Below are 24,729 nucleotides of genomic sequence, written 5' to 3'. Positions count from 1 at the left end.
GCATGATAAGATAAATGTTGAAAAAGAGGGGGATGGAATATGAGAATTATTTCTATAGAACCAACACCAAGTCCTAATACGATGAAAATTAATTTAGATCAAGAGCTGCCAATGGGAAAAAGTAATAATTATAAGCTTGATAATTCAGCGGAAGCACCTGAATTAATTCAAAATATCCTTTCCATTGAAGGGATTAAAGGGGTTTACCATGTAGCTGATTTCCTAGCGGTTGAAAGAAATGCCCGCTATGATTGGAAAGAATTACTTTCAAAAGTGCGGAATGTCTTTGGGGAGGACGAGGCTACAGAGGTGTCAAAAGAGATAAATGAGCATTATGGGGAGATAAATGTTCAAGTTCAAATGTATAAAGGTATTCCTATGCAAATTAAATTATCGGATGGCAATGAAGAAAGAAGATTCGGTTTACCTGACACCTTTATTCAAGCTGTATCGGAAGTTCGTACACCTGAAGATAATGTAGTAATGACACGTAAATGGAAAGATTTCGGTGTGCGCTACGGTGAATTTGAGGAAATTGGGCATGTAATGGTGGAAGAACTTGTTGCTGCATACCCACAAGAGCGAATTAATGCGATTATTGAGCATGCAAAAAATCCGCAAACAGAAGCAAATGATAAACAGGTACGAGTGCGAACAAAGCTGTCATTTGCAGATTTAGAGAATCAAGATTGGAAAGTTAGATATCAAAAGCTAGAACAAAGCGAAGATCCTACAGTAGATGATATCCCTGTGCTAACGAAAGCACTAGATGATGAAAAACCATCTATTCGCAGACTTGCGACTGTCTATCTTGGAATGATTGAAGATACAGCTGTTCTTCCTTCCTTATATAAGGCACTAAAGGATAAAACGGTAACGGTGCGGCGCACTGCAGGAGATTGCTTATCCGATTTAGGGTTTCCCGAAGCAATGGAAGAAATGATCCATGCATTAGATGATAAAAGCAAGATTGTTCGATGGAGAGCCGCTATGTTCTTGTATGAAGTTGGAGATGAGCGAGCATTGGCTGCGCTTAAGGCTCATGAGGACGATCCAGAATTTGAAGTGAGCTTACAAATAAAACTAGCTATTGAACGAATTGAACTAGGGGAAGAAGCAAAAGGTTCTGTTTGGAAACAAATGACCGAAGCGCGAAAATAAGCTGTAACTATATTTTCCTAATGCTAAAGATTGTACGAAAAACATTTCTAATGTATATTTAGGAATAGAATATACGTATATAATGGAGGGATTACTTATGTCAATGGCATATGATGAGTATATGAAACAAGTAGTAAAACCGATGAGAGCAGAATTAACCCAAGCAGGCTTTGAAGAATTACTGACAGAAGACGCAGTGGAGCAATTTATTGAAACAAACAAAGGTACATCGTTAGTAGTTGTTAATTCTGTTTGTGGATGTGCTGCAGGTTTAGCAAGACCAGCGGCAACTCAAGCAGTGCTTGCATCTGAAAAAAAGCCAGATCAACTAGTAACAGTATTCGCTGGCCAAGATAAAGAGGCAACAGCAAAAATGCGCGAATTCTTCGGGGATATTGAGCCTTCTTCTCCGTCTATGGCATTAATTAAAGATAATAAAGTTGTTCATTTTATTCATCGCTATGATATTGAAGGAAATTCAATGGAAGCAATTATGGAAAATCTTGTATCAGCTTTTGAACAATATTGCTAAAAAATTTGGTTCATGAGAATAAAGGGTTACCTTTTTCTCATGGACTTTCTTTTTTAGTTCTTTTTGTATAGGATTTATATTCGTCGATAGATAATTTAAAATTATCTATTTTATAATGAAGACCTAATTTTAACATGATTCGCATTGAATATAGTATTACATAGAAGTAGGAGAAAAAATATGATTGTAACAACTGCCAGTAGGACAAATAAGGATATGCAAATTCTCGCAGATAGAATTGCCAAAGACTTCAACTGCAGATATGTCAGGAGAGAAAAAGTATCTATTCAACACTTAAAAGAGCAATATCAATCAGATATTCTGATAATTGGAAAAAATAGATTTGAATTCTGTTCATTAAATACAGAGGAGCCTTTCTTTTTTCATCCGAATTCAGCAGTCTTTCGAATAAAAAGGCTGATGAATAAGGAAAATGATCCTTTTATTGTTGCGACAAATTTAGCAAAGGGAAAAAGTTTTTTAGATTGTACTTTAGGTCTTGCTTCTGATAGCATTGTTGCAAGTTATGTGGTGGGCAGTAGTGGAAACGTAGAAGGATTAGAAGCGAATCAAGTGATAGCATTTCTTGTTAAGACAGGTTTGAAAGAATGGGAGACAAGTAATCCTGCTATCGATGAAGCAATGCGAAGAGTTACAGTCAAGCATATTAACGCATTAGAAGCACTTGCTCGAAAAGAAGACAATAGTATTGATTGCGTATATTTTGATCCTATGTTTGAGGAAACTATTTCATCTGCTGGAATCAACCCGTTAAAACAACTAGCACATTATGAAGAAGTGTCTGTAGAATTAATCAATCAAGCAAAGCGAGTGGCGAAAGAAAGAGTCGTTTGGAAAGATCATTTTAGGAGCAGCAGATTTAACCGATTTCAATTTGAACAGGTAAAGCGAAAAACAGCAAAATTTCATTACGGAATCTGGTTGAAAAAAGAATGATAAAAAAATAGCCTCAATGATAAGGATAATAGTAGAAGATTAGATAGTAAATAATATATACTTAATCTATAAATATTTTTTCGATTTATAATAACATCAGGATGCGGAAAGCGAGGTGTAATAAATGCCTAATTGGCTTCGTAAAAGCCTGGTCGTATTTGTTTCTATTTTAACGTTTGGTCTTGTTTCACCATCACCAGCAACCTTTTTAAATAATAATAATAATGATAAGAAACCAATTGATGAGCGAGAAGTACCATTTGCTAGAGAAAGTATCGAAGATGAAGCGATATTTGTTGATAGTACTGAGGGGGATTTCTCAAGAGAAGATTTTATCAGCAAAATGATGAAGGAAGCAGAAGCACAAAGCTATTTAAAATTCGGGCCAAAAATTAAACCAGTAATTGAAGATGAATTTCGTTTAGTTGTTCTTCCAAATATGGAAAAAGCAATTAATGAAGTAACGCATATTTTTCCAGAAGAAGAGTTAAGTTATTTAACAGTAACTGAATTTCCTGCTGCAGGTACAAGTGAACGGATATTTCATATTACGAGAGATAACGAGGATATTATCCGATTTCATGTAAGAAGGGATCGTCCCCCACAGGAAGGTTATTATTTTAACTTCCATTACCACACGTATCATGATCAATTCCAAACTCATTATGCACTTGGAGAAATTTACTGGGATAAAAATACTCCGCCAAAGTGGATGAGCTAAAAAGGAAAATTGAAACTTTTTTATCTATGATTACGTAAAGGAACTATACTGAAAAAACTTGGAGGTAGAAAGATTATGGCAATTAGTTTATCCAAAGGACAAAAAGTAGATTTAACAAAAGGCAATCCTGGTTTATCAAAAGTAATTATTGGTTTAGGCTGGGATTTAAATAAGTATGATGGCGGAACTGATTTTGATTTAGATGCTTCTGTATTCTTACTTGGCGAGAATGGAAAAGTAACAAATGATGCTGACTTTGTATTTTACAATAATCCAACAGGTGGAAATGGTTCGATTGTTCATTCCGGAGATAATCGTACAGGAGCAGGCGACGGAGACGATGAACAAATTATCGTAGATTTAAAAAGTATTCCAGCTAATATCCAACGTGTTACTTTTACCATTACTATTCATGATGGAGAAGCAAGAAATCAAAATTTTGGACAAGTTTCTAATTCGTTTGTACGTATTGTTAACGAAGAATCTAATGAGGAATTGATTCGTTACGATTTAGGGGAGGATTTCTCTATAGAAACAGCGTTAGTTGTTGGGGAACTATATCGTCATAATAATGAATGGAAATTTAGTGCTATTGGCAGTGGATACCAAGGTGGTTTAGCTGCATTAGCAACAGACTTTGGTCTGCAAATTGGCTAAGACTTTATAAGCATATTTTAGGAGGAACCTTTTTTCATGGGAATATTTGAAACGATTATGGATACATATGCACAGTTTTTTAACTGGCAAATGTGGGGAGAGGTACTAACAGATCCAGTCAGCTGGGGCTATATTGGAACACTTGTAATATTGGAAGGCTTATTATCAGCGGATAATGCATTAGTTCTTGCCGTTATGGTTAAGCATTTACCACCAGAACAAAGAAGAAAAGCATTGTTTTATGGGTTACTAGGTGCATACATATTCCGCTTTATAGCTATCGGTATTGGTGTTTATTTAATCGAATTCTCATGGGTGAAAATACTGGGAGCGGCCTATTTGGCGTATCTTTCTATCAAGTACTTCGTAGATCGTAAAAAAGCTGCGAATCAGGCAGAAGACGGAGAAGAAGAAAATAAAGGCATCAATAAAAATGGAATTCTTATTCGCACATTTGGCTTATTTTGGGGAACGGTAATTTCTGTTGAATTAATGGATATTGCCTTTTCAGTGGATAGTGTATTAGCAGCATTTGGTGTCAGTAACCAAGTGTGGGTATTATTACTTGGCGGTATTCTAGGTGTCCTTATGATGCGTGGTGTAGCGGGTGTTTTCCTTAAATTAATTGATAAAATTCCAGAGCTGGAAGCAACTGCTTATATTCTAATCTTGATTATCGCAGCGAAGATGCTATTAGGCGTTTTTGATATTCACATCGAACATATTTATTTCTTCGGATTGCTAGTAATAGCATTTGGAGCCACTTTCATTGTTCACTTTAGAAATAAAAAGAAAGCAGAACAACAAGGCGAGGCTTAATAATTTCTGAGGATATTTCTAGTTTCTTTAAAGTAGTAGTACTAGGGATATCCTCTATTTTGTTAATTAGAATACTTCAATACTGAAACCACTTCTCGAAAATCCTCCTTTATATATATCTTTTGTATATCAGACGACTTCATCCTAAAGTCATTCAATAAGAAGTAATACTCAAATATTGAATTTTATAGTAAAATAGTAATAATTATCCTGCTTTAAATAAATTATTTATTAACAAAATTTCAGAATAGTATATAAATAGAATGAAAATACTGGAATGGAGTAAAGGAAATGAAATTATTCTCTGACTTAAATGAAAAACAATTGGAACGTCTTTTCTTCCAGTTACCAGAAGAGGTGTTTAGCACTTCGGAGAAAGAAGTATTATCCTATGCACTTGCTTCAACATTGTATATGCCTGCAACTAGACCTAATATTTATCAGGATTTATTGAGAAAGAAACATCCTGCTTTAACCTCTATGGTTATTTGTCTTGAGGATTCAATTGGCGATCATGAGGTGGATTTAGCAGAAAGAAAATTAGTAGAAGAGTTAACTGATATTAATCAAGCCATACAAAATGGACTTCTGCTAAAAAGTGAATTGCCATTGATTTTTATCAGAATACGTTCTATTGCACAGTTTTTAAGTTTAATGGATATACTTGGTGATAAGATCGCTTTATTAACAGGTATAGTAATCCCAAAATTTGAAGCAGAAGCAGGAGAAATTATCTTAAAAGAATTACAAAAATATAACAAGCTCGGATACTGTTTATATGCAATGCCGATACTGGAGACGAAGAAAATAATTGAAAAAGAAACGCGAATGAATGAACTCCTCTCTATCAAAAATGTGCTTGATCATTATAAGCACTTAATTTTAAATGTTAGAATAGGAGCAACTGATTTTTGTGGATTATATGGGATACGTAGAAGCCCAGAAACAACCATATATGATATTGCCATTATTCGCGACTGTATTTCAGATATTATTAATATCTTTACACGTGCAGATAGTGCCTATGTCGTTTCGGGACCAGTCTGGGAGTATTTTACGACGAAAGAAAGAATTTTAATCCCACAATTAAGAGAGACACCTTTTCGAAAACGTTATGGAAAAGCTGGAATGAACATGCGAACACAGCTAATTGATAAACATATGGACGGATTAATAAGGGAAGTTATGATGGATATAACAAATGGATTAACAGGGAAAACCATTATTCATCCGACCCATATAAAGCCAGTTCAAGCATTAAACGTAGTTCCCTATGAAGAATATTTGGACGCATTAAATATTATGGATAGCAATAATGGAGAAATTGGTGTTGTAAAGAGTAGCTTTTCCAATAAAATGAATGAAATTAAGCCTCATTTATATTGGGCGCAGAAAATTATTTTAAAATCAAAGGTTTACGGGGTGTTCCATGAAGGAGTTACATACATTGACTTACTTAAACAAGAAAATTTCATTACCAATCATTGATCATTTACAGATGAACATTAATGTCGAAGAAAATCCATTTCAGCTTCCTATTGAGGACTTTTTTAAAATGGCTGCAAGAATCAATAAAAGACGGGCATTTTTATTTGTCAGTAAACTACTGGGAAAGCATTTGCCAATTGAGCCAAAAAAAGGTCTGCTAACAGGTTTTATTCTTGCTGCGAGATATGAAGAAATTATGACCGGAAAGCATTCACCGCAAAGGGAGAGATTATTGGAAATTTATCATGATACCTCTTTGCCTTTTGTGGACAAGCCCTTTATCCAAAAAGAAGTATCCAATCCTATTATTATAGGGTTTGCCGAAACAGCAACTGCACTAGGTCACTCTTTTTTCCAGGCTTTTAAGCAAGCATCCTTTTTTCATACCACAAGAGAAAAGATAAACGGGCTGGATCCTATCATCTCATTTGAAGAAGAACATTCACATGCTACTTCCCATCGATGTTACGTGAAAAAAGACATTCTTGATAATAATAGGGAAATAATCCTCGTTGATGATGAACTCACAACTGGAAAAACAGCGATCAATATCATCCGAGATCTTCATAGAAAATATCCAAGAGATAAATATACGGTGGCATCCATTCTTGACTGGCGCTCTAATAAATGGCAATTAGAAATGAAAGCTCTTGAAGAAGAACTGCAAATAACGGTTCATTCTGTCTGCTTATTGAAAGGATGCTTTGAATTAGTTGGAGAGCAAATAAATCTTCCACCCATAATGGAGAGTTTGGTAACAAATGATGGAACTCCATCTGTAGAATATATTAGTCTAGAAAATTATGTGAAAGCTCGCATTATACCATTGATTTCCACAAATCTTGCAGGTGAGCGCAATGACTTCCAATATTTAAAGGATACTGGAAGATTTGGTATATATACAGAAGAAGGAACAGATGAGTGGATAAAACAAGCTGCAAAGGTGCTTAAGAAGAAGAGGGTGGGAACTAGTCTTTGTGTAGGAACAGGGGAATTTATGTATATACCCATGAAGTTAGCTAGTTTCATGGGGGAAGACATATCTTATCAATCGACAACAAGAAGTCCAATTTATCCAAATGATGAAGAGTATTATGGAGCTCAAACAGCATATTGCTTTGCGAATCCAGAAGATTTAGAGATTGTAAATTACTTGTATAATATAAAGCCTAATCAATATGATGACATTTTTCTGTTTTTCGAGAGAAACGTGAAAGAAGATAGTTTAAAAGAACTGCTAACAGCTTTAAAAGCAGTACAAGTAAAAAAGATTAATGTTGTTTATTTTAGTGGGAGGTAAAGATGCATTTAAACATAAATCAGCAAGCGAAATTCGGATCTTATAATAGTGAAGATGTCATTTTTCTTTTGAAAAATTTAAATGGAATACTCTTAGAAGGTTCCACAGAGGAACGAGAAAAAAAGATTCAAAGTGGGGCACATTATAGCGAAACATTACCAATCGAATATAATCCACCAGAACATTATTTACAGCTTTTTTGGAAGACACTGCATGTTTATAAAGATAAGGTTGCACTTAGTACTGCCGTTGTTGCAGAGCAGATATATCGTAAACATGGAAAACAAACGGTTTTAGTTTCATTAGCAAGAGCAGGTACTCCTATTGGGATATTAATCAAACGATATATAAAAGAAAAATATCATGTTTCTTTACCGCACTATAGTATTTCCATCATTAGAGACAGAGGGATAGATGAAAATGCTATTAAGTATATATTAAAATCACATAAAGAATCTGCTATCCAATTTATTGATGGCTGGACAGGTAAAGGCGCCATTTCAATTGAATTAACAAAAGCGTGTGAAAGTTATTTAAATAAATATCATGTTCATTTAGATGATACATTAGCTGTACTGGCAGATCCAGGATACTGTACCACGCTTTATGGAACGAGAGAAGATTTCTTGATACCGAGCGCTTGCTTAAATTCTACTGTTTCTGGGCTTGTTAGCCGCACCGTATTAAATGAAAGATATATTCAAATGGATGATTTTCATGGTGCGAAATATTATCAGGAATTAGAGCCGTATGATGTATCGAATATTTATTTAGATGAAATTACAGAAGCTCTACAAAAAATTAATCCAAAGCAAGTAGTAGAAAGAATGAATGAGAATCTTCTTGATCAATCGGTTGATTTTCGGGGGATGAAAGAAGTTCTAGCCATTAAGGATGAATTTCAAATTGAGAGCACGCATTATGTAAAACCCGGAGTTGGAGAAACTACAAGAGTCCTATTAAGAAGAATACCATGGAAGATATTAATGAAAGATCCTGACAGTCCTTATGTGCAGCATATCGTTATGCTTGCCAAAGAAAGAGGCGTAGAAATAATTCCATATCCCCATATGAGCTATACATGCTGCGGTTTGATTAAAAAGGTTGTGCAAAAGGGATGAAATTATTTGCATCTGACCTAGATCGAACATTAATTTATTCAAAACGTGCTTTAGAAGAAATGGAAACTCCTTGGAATCAATCAATGATTGGGGTCGAAGAGAAGAATGGGAAGTATGTCTCCTATATGACAAAGGTGAGCTATAATTTATTGAAAGAGATTGCTTCCCGCTATTTATTTATTCCAGTAACAACAAGAACATATGAGCAATATAAGCGGATTTTTATTTTTGAAAGAGAGGTACCAGTATCTTACTGTGTAACCAGTAACGGAGCAAGAATACACTATAATGGAGAAATCATGACAGAGTGGGAAGAGAGGCTAAAGGGGAAGCTTGGTGTGGAATGTAGTGAAAAAGAGGAAATATTGGCAATGCTCCAAGCGTATTCTCTCCCGGGAGATTTGAAAATTGCTGATAATCTTTTCTTTTATTATGTGTTAAATACAACAATAGCCGCTGATTTAAAAATAGAACTATCAAAGATTGCAGCAAAAAACGGCTGGAATATCTCTTTACAAGGAAGAAAACTTTACTTTATGCCAAGTCCTGTTTGCAAGGGAGAGGCAATAAAATATATTAAGGAACGAGAAGGAATCGAGCAATCAATTGGAGCTGGAGATTCTTTATTAGATCTACCTTTTCTAAATATATGCCAAACTGCGTTTATTCCTAGGCATGGAGAGCTAATAGGTGGTGGAGCAAGTAGATTTTCTCATAAAGCAACAAGTCAAAAAGGTGCGTTTGCTGGAGAAGAAATCATAAGAAAGGTTCATAAGGAATTTATTATTTAACGACTCTAAGGCGACCATAATTGGTCGCCTTAGAGTCGTTAAAAAGATGGATTTTGTTGGAAGGTAAATATATTTTATAGATCATCAGGTGAATCTTTTATCAATTTGAGCAATAAACAATAAATGGCGACAAAGAATAAATAGCTGCAAACAAATATAATAATCCCAAATAAGATAGATTCGAAAAAGATGGCCATAAAAAAACTAATTATTAGAGAAATAAAGATTAAATCAACAAAAACATACATGTTGGAAGATAGAACATTTTGTACATAATTTAAATCTGTTTCAATTTCATGATACGTGTATTTTCGAAAAAATGATCTCATAGTTAGCACCTACTCGCCTAATGTACTGTATTATATGCACACCCAGAAGGTTAGGTGCTAAAAACACAGAATTGGAGAATATAAAGAAAAATCTTACGAAAGGTTTCCTTTCTGACTACAAAAAATGAAACTTTTTTATTAAAAATTCGTAAATAAATATAAAGTAGAATGTTTAGTGTTCACATGGAGCTATGCTATGATAAAGATAGAAAGTTATCTTTGGGTTAAAATTAGGAAGTGGAGAAAATGAACAAAGACTTTTATACCGTTAATAATATAATACTTCCATTGTCTGAAGAAAATTGGTTTAATCTTTTGCTAAAGCCTATTAAAGAAAGACCATTATATGATACCACTAATCGTATATTTACTTTTGGGCAGGCAGTCGTTAAATTACTAGGAATATCATTAGACGAGGATGAATATTATAATCAGCTATTTAATTGGATATATAAAGATAATACTGGCTTACACTTATTAACAGATGAAACACTTGATAGGACAATCGACAATCAGCATTTTCAATCTATTCAAAAAGTATTTAATCGAATGAATGAGCAGAATTTGTCCATTAATCGATTTGTTGCGTTTCTTGATGGGGAAAATGTACTGATAAAATCTTCAGTTCCGGCTATTCATCGGAAATTGCGCGAAAGCTTTATTAAAGTAATTCAGCATTTTGTAGAAATAGAAGAAAACGGCATAAAAAATAAGGATTTACGAAGATTAGTAGTGGATATTGTAAAATGGTCGATTAATCATTTACAGCCTGCCTTACAAGAAACGGTACTAAGTGAAAATATGCCTAAGTTTCTCTGGTATGGGGATGCGAATAAAAGTCAGTCCTATTTTATCTATTATCTCCTTACTATTGGATGTGATATTGTCATGGTTCATCCTAATGGGGAAGATATTTTGGAAAAAGTAAAACTGGATAAGGAGCTTTTTTTTCAGCATCAATATCCACAAAGAAAAGAGCCTGAAAGTTTTCCTACAGAAGAAAGAAAAAGAACAGCGACAGTAGCATATCGGGCATCAAAGGAAATAGAGAGTATACTCCATCATGAAGGATCCAACCTATATAAACCATGGCAATTTAGGGATTATATCCCGTTTTCTGTTACCCTAAAAACTACATATGATGAAATTTTTCTTCTGGAAAAAGAGCTGGCTATGATTCGACCAAATTTCGAAGTGAAAAATGGAGAAGTGCATATCCCGGCTATTTTTGCTAAAATATTTGGTGTAAGTAAAAATCGAAAAGAATACTGGGATCGCATTCACGAAATAGTCAATCGAGATGAGACGCTATTAATTAAAGAGTTTCCGTTTACAAGGGCCATTATTAGCGATTACCGATACCATTATCGGGGAGCACTTGGAAGAAACGGCTTACTCGATCCGGAGAAGTTGATGAGTGCCCATTATTGGAATTATAAACAGCTGCCACTAGGCTTACAAAAAGGGATAGCAGCTGCAATTTCAAGGGTGTGTTCTAACCCAGTACTTATAAAACAGTCGAATGAATCAAATGAAGATGTAGCAATTTTTCTATTTTCTCAATGTTTACTTATACCAGATGAACTATTAAAAATGCTGCAGAAATTTGATTACTCACAAGAAGTACCAAGTATTGTATTATTTAAAACCGAAAAAAATGGCGTATTTACGCGAGAAGATGCAGCAATGTTAGTTTTAATGAATGCATTGGGTCTTGATATTATTATTTATAATCCAGCTGGTCATGTTGATATGGAGAACTTTATGCAAGACAATTTATTCGATACCCATTGGCTGGAGGACGTTGTATTCGACATGGAATACAAAGAACCATCCTTTTTAAAAAGGGGATTATTTGGCGGATTTTTAAAGAGTAGAAAGGGAGATAATGGATGAATATGCAACCATCAAATATAAACAATGCGGATAACCAAGTCGCAGAATTATTAACAGAAGAAAAAGTATCGGAAATTAAATTGGCGCTTAGAAATGAGCCAGAGGTGCAAAAGTTGGCCCAGTCTATTGATGAAAAAGATCAAATACAGATACTTGAATTCGGTAAAGAGCCGGCAACGCAAATTTCAAAATTCTCCGATAAAATCCTTAACAATATGAGAACAACTAAAGTAGAAGATTCTGGAGAATTATTAAAACAGCTCGGCAGAATCATGGATAAATTTGATAAAAAAGATTTTGAGGATACGTCAAAAGGTTTCTTTGGCAAACTGTTTAAAAAAAGCGAAAAGATTATGGAAAAACTTTTTGGTAAATATCAGTCTATGGGACAAGAGATTGATAAAGTATATGTTGAAATTTCCAAATATCAAAATGAAATGGTTGATTCGACATCGATGCTTGATGAAATGTATGAGCAAAATTATCAATATTATTTGACGCTCGAAAAATATGCTGTTGCGGGAGCAATGAAGTCAGAAGAATTAAAGACGCAAGTACTTCCGCAAATTGAAGCAAAAGCAACTGCTGGAGATCAATTAGCGGGAATGCAGCTTGACTCCCTTAGAAATGCAATAGAACTCCTTGATCAGCGGGTTTATGATTTAGAAATGGCTAAAATGGTTGCCTTGCAAACAGCACCGCAAATACGGTTGCTTCAAAGAGGGAATACAAAATTAATAGGAAAGATTAATTCGGCATTTGTTACTACAATTCCAATTTTCAAAAATGGGCTAATCCAAGCTGTTGCTGCAAAAAGACAAAAATTAGTTGCAGATAGCATGAGTGAGCTGGATAGAAGAACAAACGAAATGCTTGTCAAGAACGCTCAAAATATATCCCAGCAGAGTGTTGATATTGCAAGGCTTGCAGGAAGTCCTAGCATTAAGATTGAGACGATTGAAGAATCTTGGAATATTATTATAAAAGGAATGCAAGAAACAAAAACAATTGAAGAAGAAAATAAGCGATTAAGAGAAGAAGGCACAAAGAAATTAGAAGAATTACAAAATAACTTTAAGCAAATGAAACTTCAAGGTTAAATGGTATAAGGGATAGATATTTTTAATCACTTTTTATGAATTGTGGTTAGTGTTAACAGCATGAAAGAGTTCAAATGGATTTATTTTCCGATACGACTGATCGTCCGGGAAAATAAATCCGTTAGCTACTCTTAAATAAGTATCATCCTAATTTATTACCCTTATCATAAGATAATAGATAAATATTAATCGAGGGCCTTCTAAAGTTAATATTCTATGAAAATGAGTAATAGCTCTATTTTAAAAAGAGGACTTTATAAAAAATGAAATTATATCATACATAGGAGTTGGGAATAATGGCGATTAATTTACAAAAAGGTCAGAGAGTTGATTTAACAAAAGGGAATCCTGGATTAAGTAAAATTTTAATTGGACTTGGTTGGGATCCTGTTCAACAAAACAAGGGTGGGGGCTTATTCGGTTCTCTTTTTGGTGGAGGACAGGCAGCAAGTATTGACTGTGATGCATCTGTAATCATGGTAAATGAACAAGGTAAAGTTCAAGCGAATAGTGATGTTATTTATTTTGGGAATTTAAAAAGTCGCGATGGCAGTGTAATCCATTCAGGTGACAATCTAACAGGTGATGGGGATGGAGATGATGAACAAATCCGCGTTGATTTAAGTAAAGTTCCTGCACATATACAAAAACTCATTTTTGTTGTGAATATTTATGATGCAGTAAAGAGAAGACAAGATTTTGGGATGATTCAAAATGCCTTTATTCGAATTATTAACCCATTGACGAACCAATCACTTATTCACTACAATTTATCAGATGATTATGCTGGGAAAACGAGTTTAATCGCTGGGGAGTTATATAGACATGGACAGGATTGGAAGTTTGCAGCTGTTGGCACAGGTACAAATGCAGGTAGTTTAGGAGATGTGGTTAAATCATTTTCATGATCGGACTATAGCAATCGAATTTTTACAATCCATCTATTATTCAACGAGGGAGGAATAGAAATTGAGTATTAATCTTTCTAAAGGCCAACGTATTGATTTAACTAAAACAAATCCAGGATTAACTAGAGCAATTATTGGATTAGGCTGGGATATCAACCAATATGATGGTGGGGCTGGCTTTGACTTAGATGCATCGGCTTTTATGGCCGATGACAATGGGAAAGTAATAAATGATGTAGATTTTATCTTCTATAATAATCTTGTTCATCCTAGCGGCGGTGTGGAACATACAGGTGATAACCGCACAGGAGAAGGCGATGGGGATGACGAGCAAATTATTATTGATTTCACAAAAATCCCTGCACATGTAAGCAAAATTGGGATTGCGGTAACCATCCATGATGCTGAAGCAAGAAGGCAAAATTTCGGACAAGTGTCCAATGCCTTTGTTCGTGTTGTAAATGAAGATAACAACATGGAAATATTACGCTTTGATCTAGGGGAAGATTTTTCAGTTGAAACAGCTGTGATAGTATGCGAACTTTATAAACACGGCGGAGAATGGAAATTTAACGCTGTTGGCAGCGGCTTTTCTGGAGGACTTGCTGCTCTATGTCGGAATTATGGTTTAGAGGTTTAATGAGGGAAATTAGTAAAACTTTTTCTTGATTTTACATCTCGCTGACATATGTCCAAAAGAATGAACATAGAAGTATGCATTGATTTCTCTATGTTTCATTCTTTTGGATTTTTTTAGGAGTTATCACCCAATATTAACTAGTATTTTGCGTTGACTCACCATGCTATAATTTTAATAGACTAGTATTATTCTTATCCGTTAAATAAGTAATGGGCAGGAAGCGCAATCAGTTTATTGGGGAGGAAGAAGGATGAGATGGCTCAAAAGATTGGCACCAGTAGGAATGATAGCAGCAACCAGTATTCTTATGGGAAACTCACAGCTTCCTAATAATGAAATATGCTTAAAAAACCTGTCTGATCTAACAGTTATTAAAGCACATCTTTCCACCGAGGCAAAAGAAAATTTAGGGAATATTATTTTACTGCCTGATGCACATTTTGACCAAGCAGAAGCAGCTACTATTATTGAAAGATTAAATAAGTTACCACCTACTCTATTAAATAAGATACAATCTAGTGGAATAAAGGTGAAATTGTTTACAGGTAGTGCGGCACGTTCCGCTATAAGTGTAGCTTAAACACGAAAAGCGGGGGCCGAATCTTTATAAGATTGGTTACAACTCTTTAAACGATTTACAGGGTGAAATTTCCCTGTCATGGCTAATATTCCAAGTCAAGTCATGTCTATGAGACTCCTACATGCGTCTATCATTCCAATGTGATAGAGGTCTGAAGCTAGGTGAAGTCGTCCTTGAAGCGAACTCGTTGAACGTGGATATAGGGCGGTAGGCTTTAAAAACATTCTATGATGAGCGAAATCGAACCCTCGTATGTACGCTCCGTTACTCATTCCCCAACCTAATAACGAGATATATGGTTGGGATTTGCGTGAAGGTATTTCCCTTTTGCCAGTAGAGAAATTGCTTATATAGGTCTTTCCAGTGCCTATATAAGATTCATGAGAGTTAGGAATAGTCTACTCATGAACAAGTTGCGCCGGAGTATAGAGGGCATCTAAGGAATGTAAAAGAAGGGCTGGTTTAAAGGGAACGTGCGAGAGCCAATAAGTGGAGGTATTGGAACTTATGAAACTTATTGGAAGTCAGCGACACCATAGTACCAATAATGAATAGCCGTTTGTATCTTGCTATAAGTTGCTTCTGCAACGAAATGTAAGAGAGGGTAGAAACTATTCTAGGGAAGGGTGTTAGTCGAGAAGTATTGCACTAATTGAGGAAAATGTTCAAACGAACCATGTGAGAGTAAAAGAGTTAATTCATTTCGGATAGTCCATTTTCTCTAATCAAGGGGGCGATCCACATAGAAATGAAGGATAATAAACAATTTCCACAAAACGAAAAAGAGCTAAAACTAGCACTTGATAGTATGTACCGATTAGCCAAAGAAAGCAATAAACCTTTCTATAACCTTATTGAACTTATGAAGAACGAGCAGACTATACTGACCGCCATTCATAATATCAAGGGTAATAAAGGAAGCAAAACTGCTGGTATTGATGGTAAGACTATTGATTACTATCTTCAAATGGACAGAGATAAGTTGATGTCCCTAATTCGTAGGAATATCAATAATTATCAACCTAGTCCAGTAAGAAGAAAGTACATTCCCAAATCAGATGGTAAGCAACGTCCCTTGGGTATTCCTAACATGATAGACCGCATCATACAAGAAATAGCCAAAATTGTCATTGAACCCATAGCAGAAGCTAAGTTTTACCATTACAGCTTTGGTTTCAGACCAATGCGTTCAGCTGAACAAGCCATTGCTGAAACACTAGAACGTATTAGGAGAAGCAAAACCTATTGGGTAATAGAGGGCGATATTAAAGGATATTTCGATAATATCAATCACAATAAGTTGATTGAAATAATGTGGACATTAGGAATCCGAGACAAAAGAGTGCTTATGATGATTAAGAAGATGCTAAAAGCAGGAATTATGGAAGAAGGTAACTTCAGAGACAGCGTTAGTGGTTCACCACAAGGCGGTATCATCTCACCTCTTCTGGCTAACATTTATCTTAATTACTTTGATTGGGAGATTGCTAGAATGTTCCAAGAGCATCCAGCTAGGTATAAGGTCAAAGACGTTTCTCGAAATGGGTTACAACGTGTTCGTCAAAGACACGAAGATACATTTCTAATCAGATACGCAGACGACTGGGTTATACTCTGTAAAAGTGAGGAAAATGCCAAAAGGATTCTCAAAAAAGTGGAGAAATATTTTAACCACCAATTGAAACTGGAGCTATCCAAGGAAAAGACCTTAATTACTGATGTGAGAACTAATAGGGTCAATTTCTTAGGATTCTGGATTTTTGCAGAAGAACATCGGCTTAGAAAAGGCAGCATACAAGGAAAAGCTATTCCTAATATGGATAAAGCCAAATTGAAAATAAAGGAAATTAATAAAGATATTAAAACCCTTTATGACCATCGCGGTACTAAATCCAAACAGGTTGCCATAATCGAGAGTATCAACTCAAAGATTGTCGGTATAGCAAATTATTATAAAATCGCCAACGTATCTACTATATTTCAAGGGTTTGATAAACGTATTCATTATGCCCAATGGAGAACATGGTTGTTTATGAACAATCGTCGAGGACGATATCATCAACTAACTACTCCAGCGGACACCCTTATAAATAGAAGAGATAGACATAAAGAGCAAAAAAGCAAGGTGTTCTTCGTTGAAGAGCATGGAGCCAAAGTAGGAATAACCAAATTTGCATTTACTCCTAAACGTAATGCAATGAAAGTGAATCTCTTAATGTCTCCCTACACAGAAGAAGGTAGAAATATTTATAAACGGACAACTGGCAAACGTGAGGCACTAGAAAGACCGAATTTCTTCCAAGAGGATATTCCTTTCTATCAACTCAATAACCGTTATCCGATATATAATTTCGAATTCTATCTAAATAGAGAGTACGCATTTAACAGAGATAGGGGGAAATGTAACTGCTGTAAGGTTTCACTATATGAATGGAATCTTAATACACATCACAAAAACCCTAAACTACCGCTCAATAAAGTCAATAAGGTGATAAATCTAGTTTCCTTATGCAAAACATGCCACAAGCTGGTTCACAATGAAAATCCTGTTACCCATACCAAAGGTGGAAAGAAAATAGAGCAACTTAGAAAGTTGCTTAAAGAGGCTAAATAAGTACGGCTTTCGAGGATTAATTAACTCTTATTCGTATTTGAACAAATTAGTGTGATGTCAGTTATAGTCGCAATGCTATAACAGGCTTTATGGAGAACTGAGACAACAGTTTAAAATATGGCTTCCCGATGGAACGCCGTATGCGGTGAAAATCGCACGTACGGTGTGAGGCGGGGGAAAAGATGGAGATTACTTCAAATTCTTACCTATCGCACCCGAAATGGGTAGTGGCTACCTCAATCCTTACGGATTGGGATGCCACACATAATTAACAGATAATAAAACGGCGCAGAAATTTGCCGGTATTATTCCTAGAGGTTACAACTCCCAAAAAACATGGGATGATGTACCTGGTATTGGTGGAGGCAAGGTTGTGCTAGTGAAGATTGGTGCAAGCGAAAAAGGAAAAGGTCATAGTTCAGTTAATTTAGAGTATCATGAATTAGCTCATTCTATTGACTATAAAATTTTAAAAAATGCAAGTAAATCAGAACGTTATAAGGCAATATGGAATGAAGAAAAAAGGAGTCTATTTCCAACTAGACAATATTTTCTTCAGTATGCGGAAGAATATTTCGCCGAAACATTTGCTATGTTTTATGTTGGCGGAACAGACAAGGAAAAACTTTTTGAATCTGCTCCAAAAACATATCATTATATCGCTTCTATTAAATAGCTTGATTAACAAAAAAAGGGTGTTTTAATAATGAGACAATATTTAGATCTTTGTGAACATATTTTAACAAATGGTGTAAAAAAAGAAGATCGTACAGGAACCGGAACTATTAGTACGTTCGGATATCAAATGCGCTTCAATCTTTCCGAAGGTTTTCCTTTAATTACGACAAAAAAACTCCATTTACGTTCGATTATCCATGAATTACTTTGGTTTTTAAAGGGTGATACTAACGTGAAATACTTACAAGATAATAATGTTCGAATTTGGAATGAATGGGCAGATGAAAAAGGGAATTTAGGTCCTGTTTATGGTCATCAGTGGCGTTCATGGACGACTAGAGAAGGAAACACAATTGACCAAATTTCAGAATTGATTCATGCCATCAAAACAAATCCTGATTCCAGAAGATTAATTGTAAGTGCATGGAATGTAGGTGATATTGAGAAAATGGCATTGCCACCTTGCCATTGTTTATTTCAATTTTATGTAGCAGATGGCAAATTATCTTGTCAATTGTATCAGCGATCAGCAGATGTATTTCTAGGAGTGCCTTTTAATATAGCTTCCTACGCATTACTAACACATATGATTGCACAAGTTTGTGATTTAGAGGTAGGAGACTTTGTACATTCTTTTGGTGACGTGCATATTTATACGAACCATATTGAGCAAGTAAAGCTGCAGCTTACGAGAGATCCTAAGCCGTTACCACAGTTAAAAATTAACCGAAATGTAAAAGATATCTTCTCTTTTGAGTTTGATGATTTTGAAATTATCAATTATGAAGCACATCCTCATATTAAAGGAGCAGTAAGTGTATGATTTCTTTAATTGTTGCTATGGATCGTAATAATGTAATAGGAGTAAATAATCAATTACCTTGGCATTTACCGAATGATTTGAAGTATTTCAAAAGAGTAACAACTGGGCATCCAATCGTAATGGGTAGAAAGACAAGGGATTCAATCGGCAGAAATTTGCCTAATCGTGAAAATGTAATTATTACGAGAAATCCTGCGTATCAGTGTGAAGACTGCACAATCCTCCATTCTGTTCAAGAATTTTATGAGTGGAGCAAAGAGAAACAGGCTGAGGAGATCTTTATCATTGGCGGTGCAGAGCTTTTTGCAGAAACAATTAAGAAAACAGACAGATTGTATATAACACAAATTGATCATAATTTTGCAGGAGATACCTTTTTTCCGGCATTAAATTGGCAGGAATGGAAGCTGGTAAGTGAAAAAAAAGGGGAAGTTGATGAGCAAAATATTTATCCGCATACTTTTTTAGTTTATGAGAGAGTGTGATAAGGGATAGAAAGACAAGGACATAAGTATCCTAACTAGCGATAAAGTTGAGAAGAATGAACTTAAGTGTTTTTTAACTAATTAACCCCGAACAATTATACGTACAAGATAAGTTCGTGTGATTGTTCGAGGTTTTATTAATTTTAAGTAAAAAAGGTTTGTGGTGATCACCCGCAGACTGAATAAACGATTTTCAAATCCAGATTTTTAATGATAGAAATGGACTTGATTATATTTTGGGAGGTTAAACATTAAAAACCTTATCCTGCAACCATTAGAAAATCAATTGTCTTTTTTTATTGCATACTTAAATTTATCTCCACGCAAAACTTGTTTGGAAATATGCAAGGGATTGTTGTGTGTGTCATAAACCTTATCTTTTACCAACATGAGAGCAGAGCCCCGAGGTATATCTAATAAGTTAGATTCTTCTAATGTTGCATAACAAATTTCAATTGTCTTGCTGCCTGTATAAGGGGTGATACTGTACTTATCTTCTAAAACGGCATAAAGGGATCCATTCAAATTTTCATCTTTTAATGAATCAAACTTTTTGGTGAAAAACACTGTTTCAATTCCAATCGGTAAATTATCCACAATCCGGAGTCTTTCGATAATTAAAATATCTTCTGGTTCTGTTAGATTAAAGAATTCTATTTCTTGTTCCGTAGCTTTACGATAATAAACTTTTTGTGTTTTAGTTGTTAAAGTTTTTCCAAGTGTCTCCACGTTGCTAGTAAAACTCATAAAAACTCGATTATTTTGTTCGAGCATGGGGGCAGCTACAAATGTACCTTTCCCATGTATTTTAACAAGTAAATCTTCTTCTACTAAAATTGAAATGGCTTTTCTTACAGTGCTTCTACTTATTTCGTACATTTCACTTAATTCGAATTCTGAAGGAATACGCTCATCTTGTTTAAATTTCCCCTCATAAATATCTTTTCTAATTGTTTCCGCTAATTGGTGGTAAAGTGGTTTACTACTAGTTATATTTAAATTTTCCATATGAATGCCTCACTAACAATTTTAGTTATATAATACCTAAAAATGCATACAAGTGCAAATGAGATATTTCTAAAGTTGTATGCTGTTGTATCTAATTATAGAAGAGTATATCAGGGTGAAACAAAATGAAAACAGTTACTTTGATAAAACTTGTATGTAGATATATCTAAAATATGTTTACATGGAGGAAAGTATATGCTATTATGATCTTGTCCTTAGGCAGACATCATAGGACATCACAAAATAAAAAGGAGATTGTTAAAATGAATGTTAACGAAATTTTAGTAGAGATTTTAGAGAAGAAAAAAGAAAATGGTGGAATTAAAAATGTTGTATGGATTGCAGCGGGTGGATCTAATGGTGGGTTTTATCCAGCACAATATTTTATGGATAGAGAATCAACAACCATTCGATCACAAATGTTTTCCAGTAATGAATTTGTTTATGCTCCGCCAAAGTTTTGTGGTCAGGATACATTAGCAGTACTATGTTCAATGAGAGGAACTCCTGAAACAATAGAGGCTGCTAGAGTGGCAAAAGAACTTGGTGCTACAACAATTGGATTATATGTTGAACCATCTGGATTGACAGAAACATGTGAATATAACATCCAATATGAGAGTATTGCGATTGATTCAAGTAAAACAGAGAGGGTCAATTCCAGTTTCGGTTTACAGATTGCTATCACATTATTGCATTTATTGGAAAATTATGAAGGATACGATGATGCGATGGAAGGCTTTGAAATAGTAGATACTATTTATAGAGATGCTGTGGAATATACAACTCCACTGGCAAAAGCTTGGGCGGAACAAAACAAAAACGAACAAAGTATTCACGTTATGGCGAGCGGTCCAGCAATGGGATCTGCATATATATTCTCTATATGCAATCTAATGGAAATGGTGCAAAAGGATTCCCCTACTGTAAATAGCTGTGAATTTTTTCATGGGCCGTTTGAAACTATTGATAAAAACACTTCGGTATTTTTATTAGCCTCTGAGGGCAGAGTGCGTTCTGCAGATGAAAGAGTAATTAAGTTTTTAAAGAGATATGGTGGAGAAAAAGTATATGTCCTTGATGCTAAAGAATTAGGAATTAATAGAATAAAGGACTCGGTTTCTGAATATTTCAACCATATTTTATTTTCCCCTATTTTAAATAATGTATATCTAAGACAACTATCTTATGCTACTAAAAATGATTATATGACCCGTAGATATATGTGGAAAGTTGAATATTAAGATAGTTTTCTAGAAAACTATTATTGAATAAATCAGTATGTCAGCTTGAGAAGGAGGTAATCTATTTGAGGAGATTTTTATTAGCCTCGCACGCCAATTTTGCAGAAGGAATTTACGGTTCATTGAGGTTAATCATGGGTGATCAGCCCAATGTAGAGTTTCTTTGTGCATATATGACAGAAGATTTTGACTTGAACAAAGAAATATCTTTCATTCTAGAAAACTTAAAACCAGAAGATGAATTAATTGTTGTAACCGATCTCTTAGGGGGGAGTGTTAACAATGAATTTATGAATTATGTTAATAGAATGGATAAGAAAGTCTTCGTAGTATCAGGACTTAATTTAGGATTATTAATTACCCTATTATCAAGACAATTTGAAGAAAAGGATACAGGACAAATTATTGTTGAATCAATAGATGAATCCAAGGAATCTATTTGTTTATGCAATAAAATCCTAGAAGATTCTCAAAATATAGATGATGAGTTTTAGAAATGAGGGAAGGTTATGATTTTATTAACAAGAGTGGATCATCGTTTATTACATGGACAAGTTGCTGTTTCTTGGACATCAATGCTCGGTGCAGATTGCATTTTAATTGCCAATGATGAACTAATGAAAAATGACCTAAAAAAAACAACAATGAAGTTAGCTAAACCGGCCAATGTTAAATTAGTCATAAAAAATATCGAGGATTCGATTAAAGCAATTCAAAGCGGAGCAACCGATAAATATAAATTATTTATTGTTGTTGAATCTATTGCAGATGCCGCTAAGTTATCGGAAGCCATTCCAGAAATAAAGCAAATTAATTTAGGTGGAATAAAGGCAAAAGAAGGATCAAGAAATGTTTCGAAAGCAATTAATGTTCTACCAGAGGAAGAACAATTACTGAAAGAAATGCTGACGCGAAATGTGGAAATTGAGATAAGACAAATTCCTAATGATAAGAAAATTTTGGCCAAAAATGTACTGTAATGCATATAAAAAAGGGTGTTCCTACCCTTTTTTATATGCAAGCATTTTGTTTCCTGAGTGTTTTTTGTAAGAATTAATAAGGAGGGATAAATGGTGTTAGAGGTTATATTAATATTTCTCATTGCATGTTTTGGATATAGTGATTATTTTACAGGAAAAACATTACAAACACGACCGATCGTTTTAGGACCTCTTGTAGGATTGGCTTTAGGGAATTTAGAAGCTGGATGTATAATTGGTGCCACTCTGGAGTTAGCGTTTATGGGGGCCGTTGGTGTTGGAGCAGCACTTCCTCCTGAAGTCGTTTCGGGGAGTGTTCTCGGTACTGCTTTTGCCATTATTGGGGATAAAGATGCCGGGATGGCAGTCGCATTAGGTTTGCCGATCGCTATGCTTGTTATGATGCTCCGCAACTTTCTTTTTATCGCTATTGTTCCATTATTTGCAAATAAGGCAGATAAGTATGCGGCTGCAGGAGATCTTAAAGGGGTAAGCAGAATGCACTGGTATGGTGGTATATTTGGAATGTATCTTCCTTTAGCAATTTTGACCACGCTTTCATTCTATTTAGGATCGAATGTAATGGAAAATGTTTTAAATATGATTCCAACCTTTATTCAAGATGGACTATCTATTTCAACGGGAATTCTGCCTGCGCTTGGTTTCGCCATTCTGCTTCGGATGATTTTGAATAAAAAAATTGTTCCGTTTTTATTCATAGGTCTTATCCTAACAGCTTATCTCAATTTGCCTGTTCTTGCTGTAGCTATATTAGCTGTTTGTATTGTTTTCATTATGTCTCAAACGAGTGAAAAACAGATGGCTGTCGGAAATAATGAAATGGAGGTAGATGATGATGACTTCTAATAGGAGCAATGTTTCTAATAAAGGACTTGGTGAAAAGACAGGGCTGGAAACTACGACAATTACTAAAAGTGACTTAAGGAAAGTCTTTTGGAGATCTTTGCCTTTTGAAATTTCCTGGAACTATGTAAGACAAGGCCATATGGGATTTGCTTCCTCCATGATACCTATAATTGAAAAATTATATAAAAATAACAAAGAAGAGAAAGCAAAGGCATTACAAAGGCATATGGAATTTTTTAATATTACAGTTTATTTTTCAACGTTAGTATTAGGTATTATAACAGCAATGGAAGAAAAAAGAGCAAGGGATCCCAAAAACTTTGATATCGATTCGATCAATAATGTCAAAGTAAGTTTGATGGGGCCATTGTCATGAATAGGCGATTCAATTTTCTTGGGAACACTTCGCATTATTGCAGCTGGAATTGGAGCATCACTAGCCTTAAATGGAAGTCTTTTAGGTGCCATTCTTTTTTTACTGATATACAATATCCCAGCGCTTGGAATGAGATATTTTGGAATGATGAAAGGTTATGAACTAGGAGCAGGTTTGTTAGATAAAATTCAAAAGTCCGGTTTAATGGAGAGAATTACAAATTCCACAGCGATATTAGGTTTAATGACAATAGGGTCAATGATTGCGACAATGGTTGTTGTAAAAGTACCCCTGAAATTTGGTACTGGTGATGCAGTGACGAAAGTACAAGATATCTTAGACGGAATCATGCCTAGTCTCTTACCCATTGGTGTTACCTTCTTAATTTACTGGTTGCTTGGTAAAAAAATAAAGACAACTTGGCTGTTAATGGGAATTATCATTGTTTCAATTATCTTTGCATGGTTAGGCATCCTTGCTCCATAAACAGTTTTTATCTTCAAATTAAAAATGGCAGGTGATTAGACCTGCCATTTTTTCTATAGCATTTTTTGAAGAAAATAAAAAACCTATCATATTGATAGGTCAGACTGTAGACAAACAGAGATATGATTACTTCTTCATCTTTTTTTATAACGGAACATCAAGGATTGT

Annotated in this window: 23 protein-coding genes and 2 pseudogenes; 24 read left to right on the top strand and 1 reads right to left on the bottom strand. The window is 34.8% G+C overall.

The genetic code is table 11. The annotated features are described in order from the left end of the window. Nucleotides 1-39: 39 nt before the first annotated feature. The 19 genes and pseudogenes from NX902_RS14275 to NX902_RS14185 all read left to right on the top strand — a co-directional run bounded on the left by NX902_RS14275 (nt 40) and on the right by NX902_RS14185 (nt 19,600). A complete protein-coding gene (locus NX902_RS14275) occupies nt 40-1,161 on the top strand; it encodes a conserved virulence factor C family protein (protein ID WP_123257818.1) in 1,122 nt (373 codons plus the stop codon). Between the two features lie 97 nt (nt 1,162-1,258). Further along, nucleotides 1,259-1,693, top strand: a complete 435-nt coding sequence (locus NX902_RS14270) for a BrxA/BrxB family bacilliredoxin (RefSeq protein WP_047940439.1) — start codon at nt 1,259-1,261, stop codon at nt 1,691-1,693. Nucleotides 1,694-1,873: 180 nt separating this feature from the next. Beyond that, the gene (locus NX902_RS14265) at nt 1,874-2,650 is read left to right on the top strand and encodes a class I SAM-dependent methyltransferase (protein WP_095331993.1); all 777 of its coding nucleotides are present in this window, start codon (nt 1,874-1,876) and stop codon (nt 2,648-2,650) included. A gap of 124 nt (nt 2,651-2,774) precedes the next feature. Next, nucleotides 2,775-3,371 (top strand): YpjP family protein, encoded by a 597-nt coding sequence (locus tag NX902_RS14260; RefSeq protein WP_341160795.1) that lies wholly within the window; start codon nt 2,775-2,777, stop codon nt 3,369-3,371. Nucleotides 3,372-3,446: 75 nt separating this feature from the next. Continuing rightward, nucleotides 3,447-4,028, top strand: a complete 582-nt coding sequence (locus NX902_RS14255) for a TerD family protein (protein ID WP_095331997.1) — start codon at nt 3,447-3,449, stop codon at nt 4,026-4,028. 36 nt (nt 4,029-4,064) lie between these two features. Next, nucleotides 4,065-4,847, top strand: coding sequence for a TerC family protein (locus NX902_RS14250; RefSeq protein ID WP_095331999.1), 783 nt, complete (start codon nt 4,065-4,067; stop codon nt 4,845-4,847). Between the two features lie 291 nt (nt 4,848-5,138). Next, complete coding sequence (locus NX902_RS14245) at nt 5,139-6,335, top strand: HpcH/HpaI aldolase/citrate lyase family protein (RefSeq protein WP_095332001.1); 1,197 nt, start codon at nt 5,139-5,141, stop codon at nt 6,333-6,335. Continuing rightward, the gene (locus tag NX902_RS14240; RefSeq protein ID WP_171509680.1) at nt 6,277-7,635 is read left to right on the top strand and encodes a phosphoribosyltransferase family protein; all 1,359 of its coding nucleotides are present in this window, start codon (nt 6,277-6,279) and stop codon (nt 7,633-7,635) included. Before NX902_RS14245 ends, NX902_RS14240 begins: the two co-directional genes overlap by 59 nt. A gap of 2 nt (nt 7,636-7,637) precedes the next feature. Further along, the gene (locus NX902_RS14235) at nt 7,638-8,756 is read left to right on the top strand and encodes a cysteine protease StiP family protein (protein WP_171509679.1); all 1,119 of its coding nucleotides are present in this window, start codon (nt 7,638-7,640) and stop codon (nt 8,754-8,756) included. Continuing rightward, nucleotides 8,753-9,547 carry a hypothetical protein gene (locus tag NX902_RS14230; RefSeq protein ID WP_123257815.1) on the top strand — a complete coding sequence of 265 codons (795 nt, stop codon included), beginning with the start codon at nt 8,753-8,755 and terminating at the stop codon, nt 9,545-9,547. Before NX902_RS14235 ends, NX902_RS14230 begins: the two co-directional genes overlap by 4 nt. Nucleotides 9,548-10,122: 575 nt before the next feature. After that, nucleotides 10,123-11,772, top strand: coding sequence for a YceG family protein (locus NX902_RS14225; RefSeq protein ID WP_123257814.1), 1,650 nt, complete (start codon nt 10,123-10,125; stop codon nt 11,770-11,772). Then, a complete protein-coding gene (locus NX902_RS14220) occupies nt 11,769-12,872 on the top strand; it encodes a toxic anion resistance protein (RefSeq protein WP_095332011.1) in 1,104 nt (367 codons plus the stop codon). Before NX902_RS14225 ends, NX902_RS14220 begins: the two co-directional genes overlap by 4 nt. A gap of 296 nt (nt 12,873-13,168) precedes the next feature. Further along, nucleotides 13,169-13,780: a TerD family protein gene (locus NX902_RS14215; protein WP_095332013.1), complete on the top strand. Its 612-nt coding sequence runs from the start codon at nt 13,169-13,171 to the stop codon at nt 13,778-13,780. A 61-nt stretch (nt 13,781-13,841) separates the two neighbouring features. Then, on the top strand, nt 13,842-14,420 hold the full coding sequence (locus NX902_RS14210) for a TerD family protein (RefSeq protein WP_095332015.1): 579 nt from the start codon (nt 13,842-13,844) through the stop codon (nt 14,418-14,420). A 250-nt stretch (nt 14,421-14,670) separates the two neighbouring features. Continuing rightward, nucleotides 14,671-15,000 carry an anthrax toxin lethal factor-related metalloendopeptidase gene (locus tag NX902_RS14205; protein ID WP_341160794.1) on the top strand — a complete coding sequence of 110 codons (330 nt, stop codon included), beginning with the start codon at nt 14,671-14,673 and terminating at the stop codon, nt 14,998-15,000. A 748-nt stretch (nt 15,001-15,748) separates the two neighbouring features. Then, entirely contained in the window at nt 15,749-17,614 is a 1,866-nt protein-coding gene (gene ltrA / locus NX902_RS14200; protein WP_171510404.1) for a group II intron reverse transcriptase/maturase, read from the top strand. Nucleotides 17,615-17,894: 280 nt separating this feature from the next. Further along, a pseudogene (locus tag NX902_RS14195) lies at nt 17,895-18,290 on the top strand (anthrax toxin lethal factor-related metalloendopeptidase); the annotation flags it as partial. A 30-nt stretch (nt 18,291-18,320) separates the two neighbouring features. Then, on the top strand, nt 18,321-19,115 hold the full coding sequence (locus tag NX902_RS14190; RefSeq protein ID WP_095332019.1) for a thymidylate synthase: 795 nt from the start codon (nt 18,321-18,323) through the stop codon (nt 19,113-19,115). Beyond that, the gene (locus NX902_RS14185; protein WP_095332021.1) at nt 19,112-19,600 is read left to right on the top strand and encodes a dihydrofolate reductase; all 489 of its coding nucleotides are present in this window, start codon (nt 19,112-19,114) and stop codon (nt 19,598-19,600) included. The genes NX902_RS14190 and NX902_RS14185 overlap by 4 nt, the downstream gene beginning before the upstream one ends. A 282-nt stretch (nt 19,601-19,882) precedes the next feature. Here NX902_RS14185 and NX902_RS14180 read toward each other — a convergent pair whose 3' ends face one another. Continuing rightward, on the bottom strand, nt 19,883-20,608 hold the full coding sequence (locus NX902_RS14180; RefSeq protein ID WP_095332023.1) for a GntR family transcriptional regulator: 726 nt from the start codon (nt 20,606-20,608) through the stop codon (nt 19,883-19,885). 263 nt (nt 20,609-20,871) lie between these two features. Here NX902_RS14180 and NX902_RS14175 point away from each other — a divergent pair, with 263 nt between their 5' ends. The 5 genes and pseudogenes from NX902_RS14175 to NX902_RS14155 all read left to right on the top strand — a co-directional run bounded on the left by NX902_RS14175 (nt 20,872) and on the right by NX902_RS14155 (nt 24,561). Further along, on the top strand, nt 20,872-21,852 hold the full coding sequence (locus NX902_RS14175) for an SIS domain-containing protein (RefSeq protein WP_123257812.1): 981 nt from the start codon (nt 20,872-20,874) through the stop codon (nt 21,850-21,852). 65 nt (nt 21,853-21,917) lie between these two features. Further along, on the top strand, nt 21,918-22,346 hold the full coding sequence (locus tag NX902_RS14170; protein ID WP_123257811.1) for a PTS sugar transporter subunit IIA: 429 nt from the start codon (nt 21,918-21,920) through the stop codon (nt 22,344-22,346). A 15-nt stretch (nt 22,347-22,361) separates the two neighbouring features. After that, the gene (locus tag NX902_RS14165) at nt 22,362-22,832 is read left to right on the top strand and encodes a PTS sugar transporter subunit IIB (protein WP_249878366.1); all 471 of its coding nucleotides are present in this window, start codon (nt 22,362-22,364) and stop codon (nt 22,830-22,832) included. A gap of 90 nt (nt 22,833-22,922) precedes the next feature. Further along, nucleotides 22,923-23,699 carry a PTS mannose/fructose/sorbose/N-acetylgalactosamine transporter subunit IIC gene (locus NX902_RS14160; RefSeq protein WP_341160793.1) on the top strand — a complete coding sequence of 259 codons (777 nt, stop codon included), beginning with the start codon at nt 22,923-22,925 and terminating at the stop codon, nt 23,697-23,699. Between the two features lie 43 nt (nt 23,700-23,742). After that, nucleotides 23,743-24,561, top strand: a pseudogene (locus NX902_RS14155) (PTS system mannose/fructose/sorbose family transporter subunit IID). Nucleotides 24,562-24,729: the final 168 nt, after the last annotated feature.

The sequence above is a fragment of the Niallia sp. FSL W8-0954 genome, from assembly GCF_038005605.1.
Taxonomy (GTDB): domain Bacteria; phylum Bacillota; class Bacilli; order Bacillales; family Cytobacillaceae; genus Niallia; species Niallia circulans_A.
The sequence above is the reverse complement of the archived record's forward strand: the minus strand, read 5'-3'. Positions and strand labels throughout refer to the sequence as shown.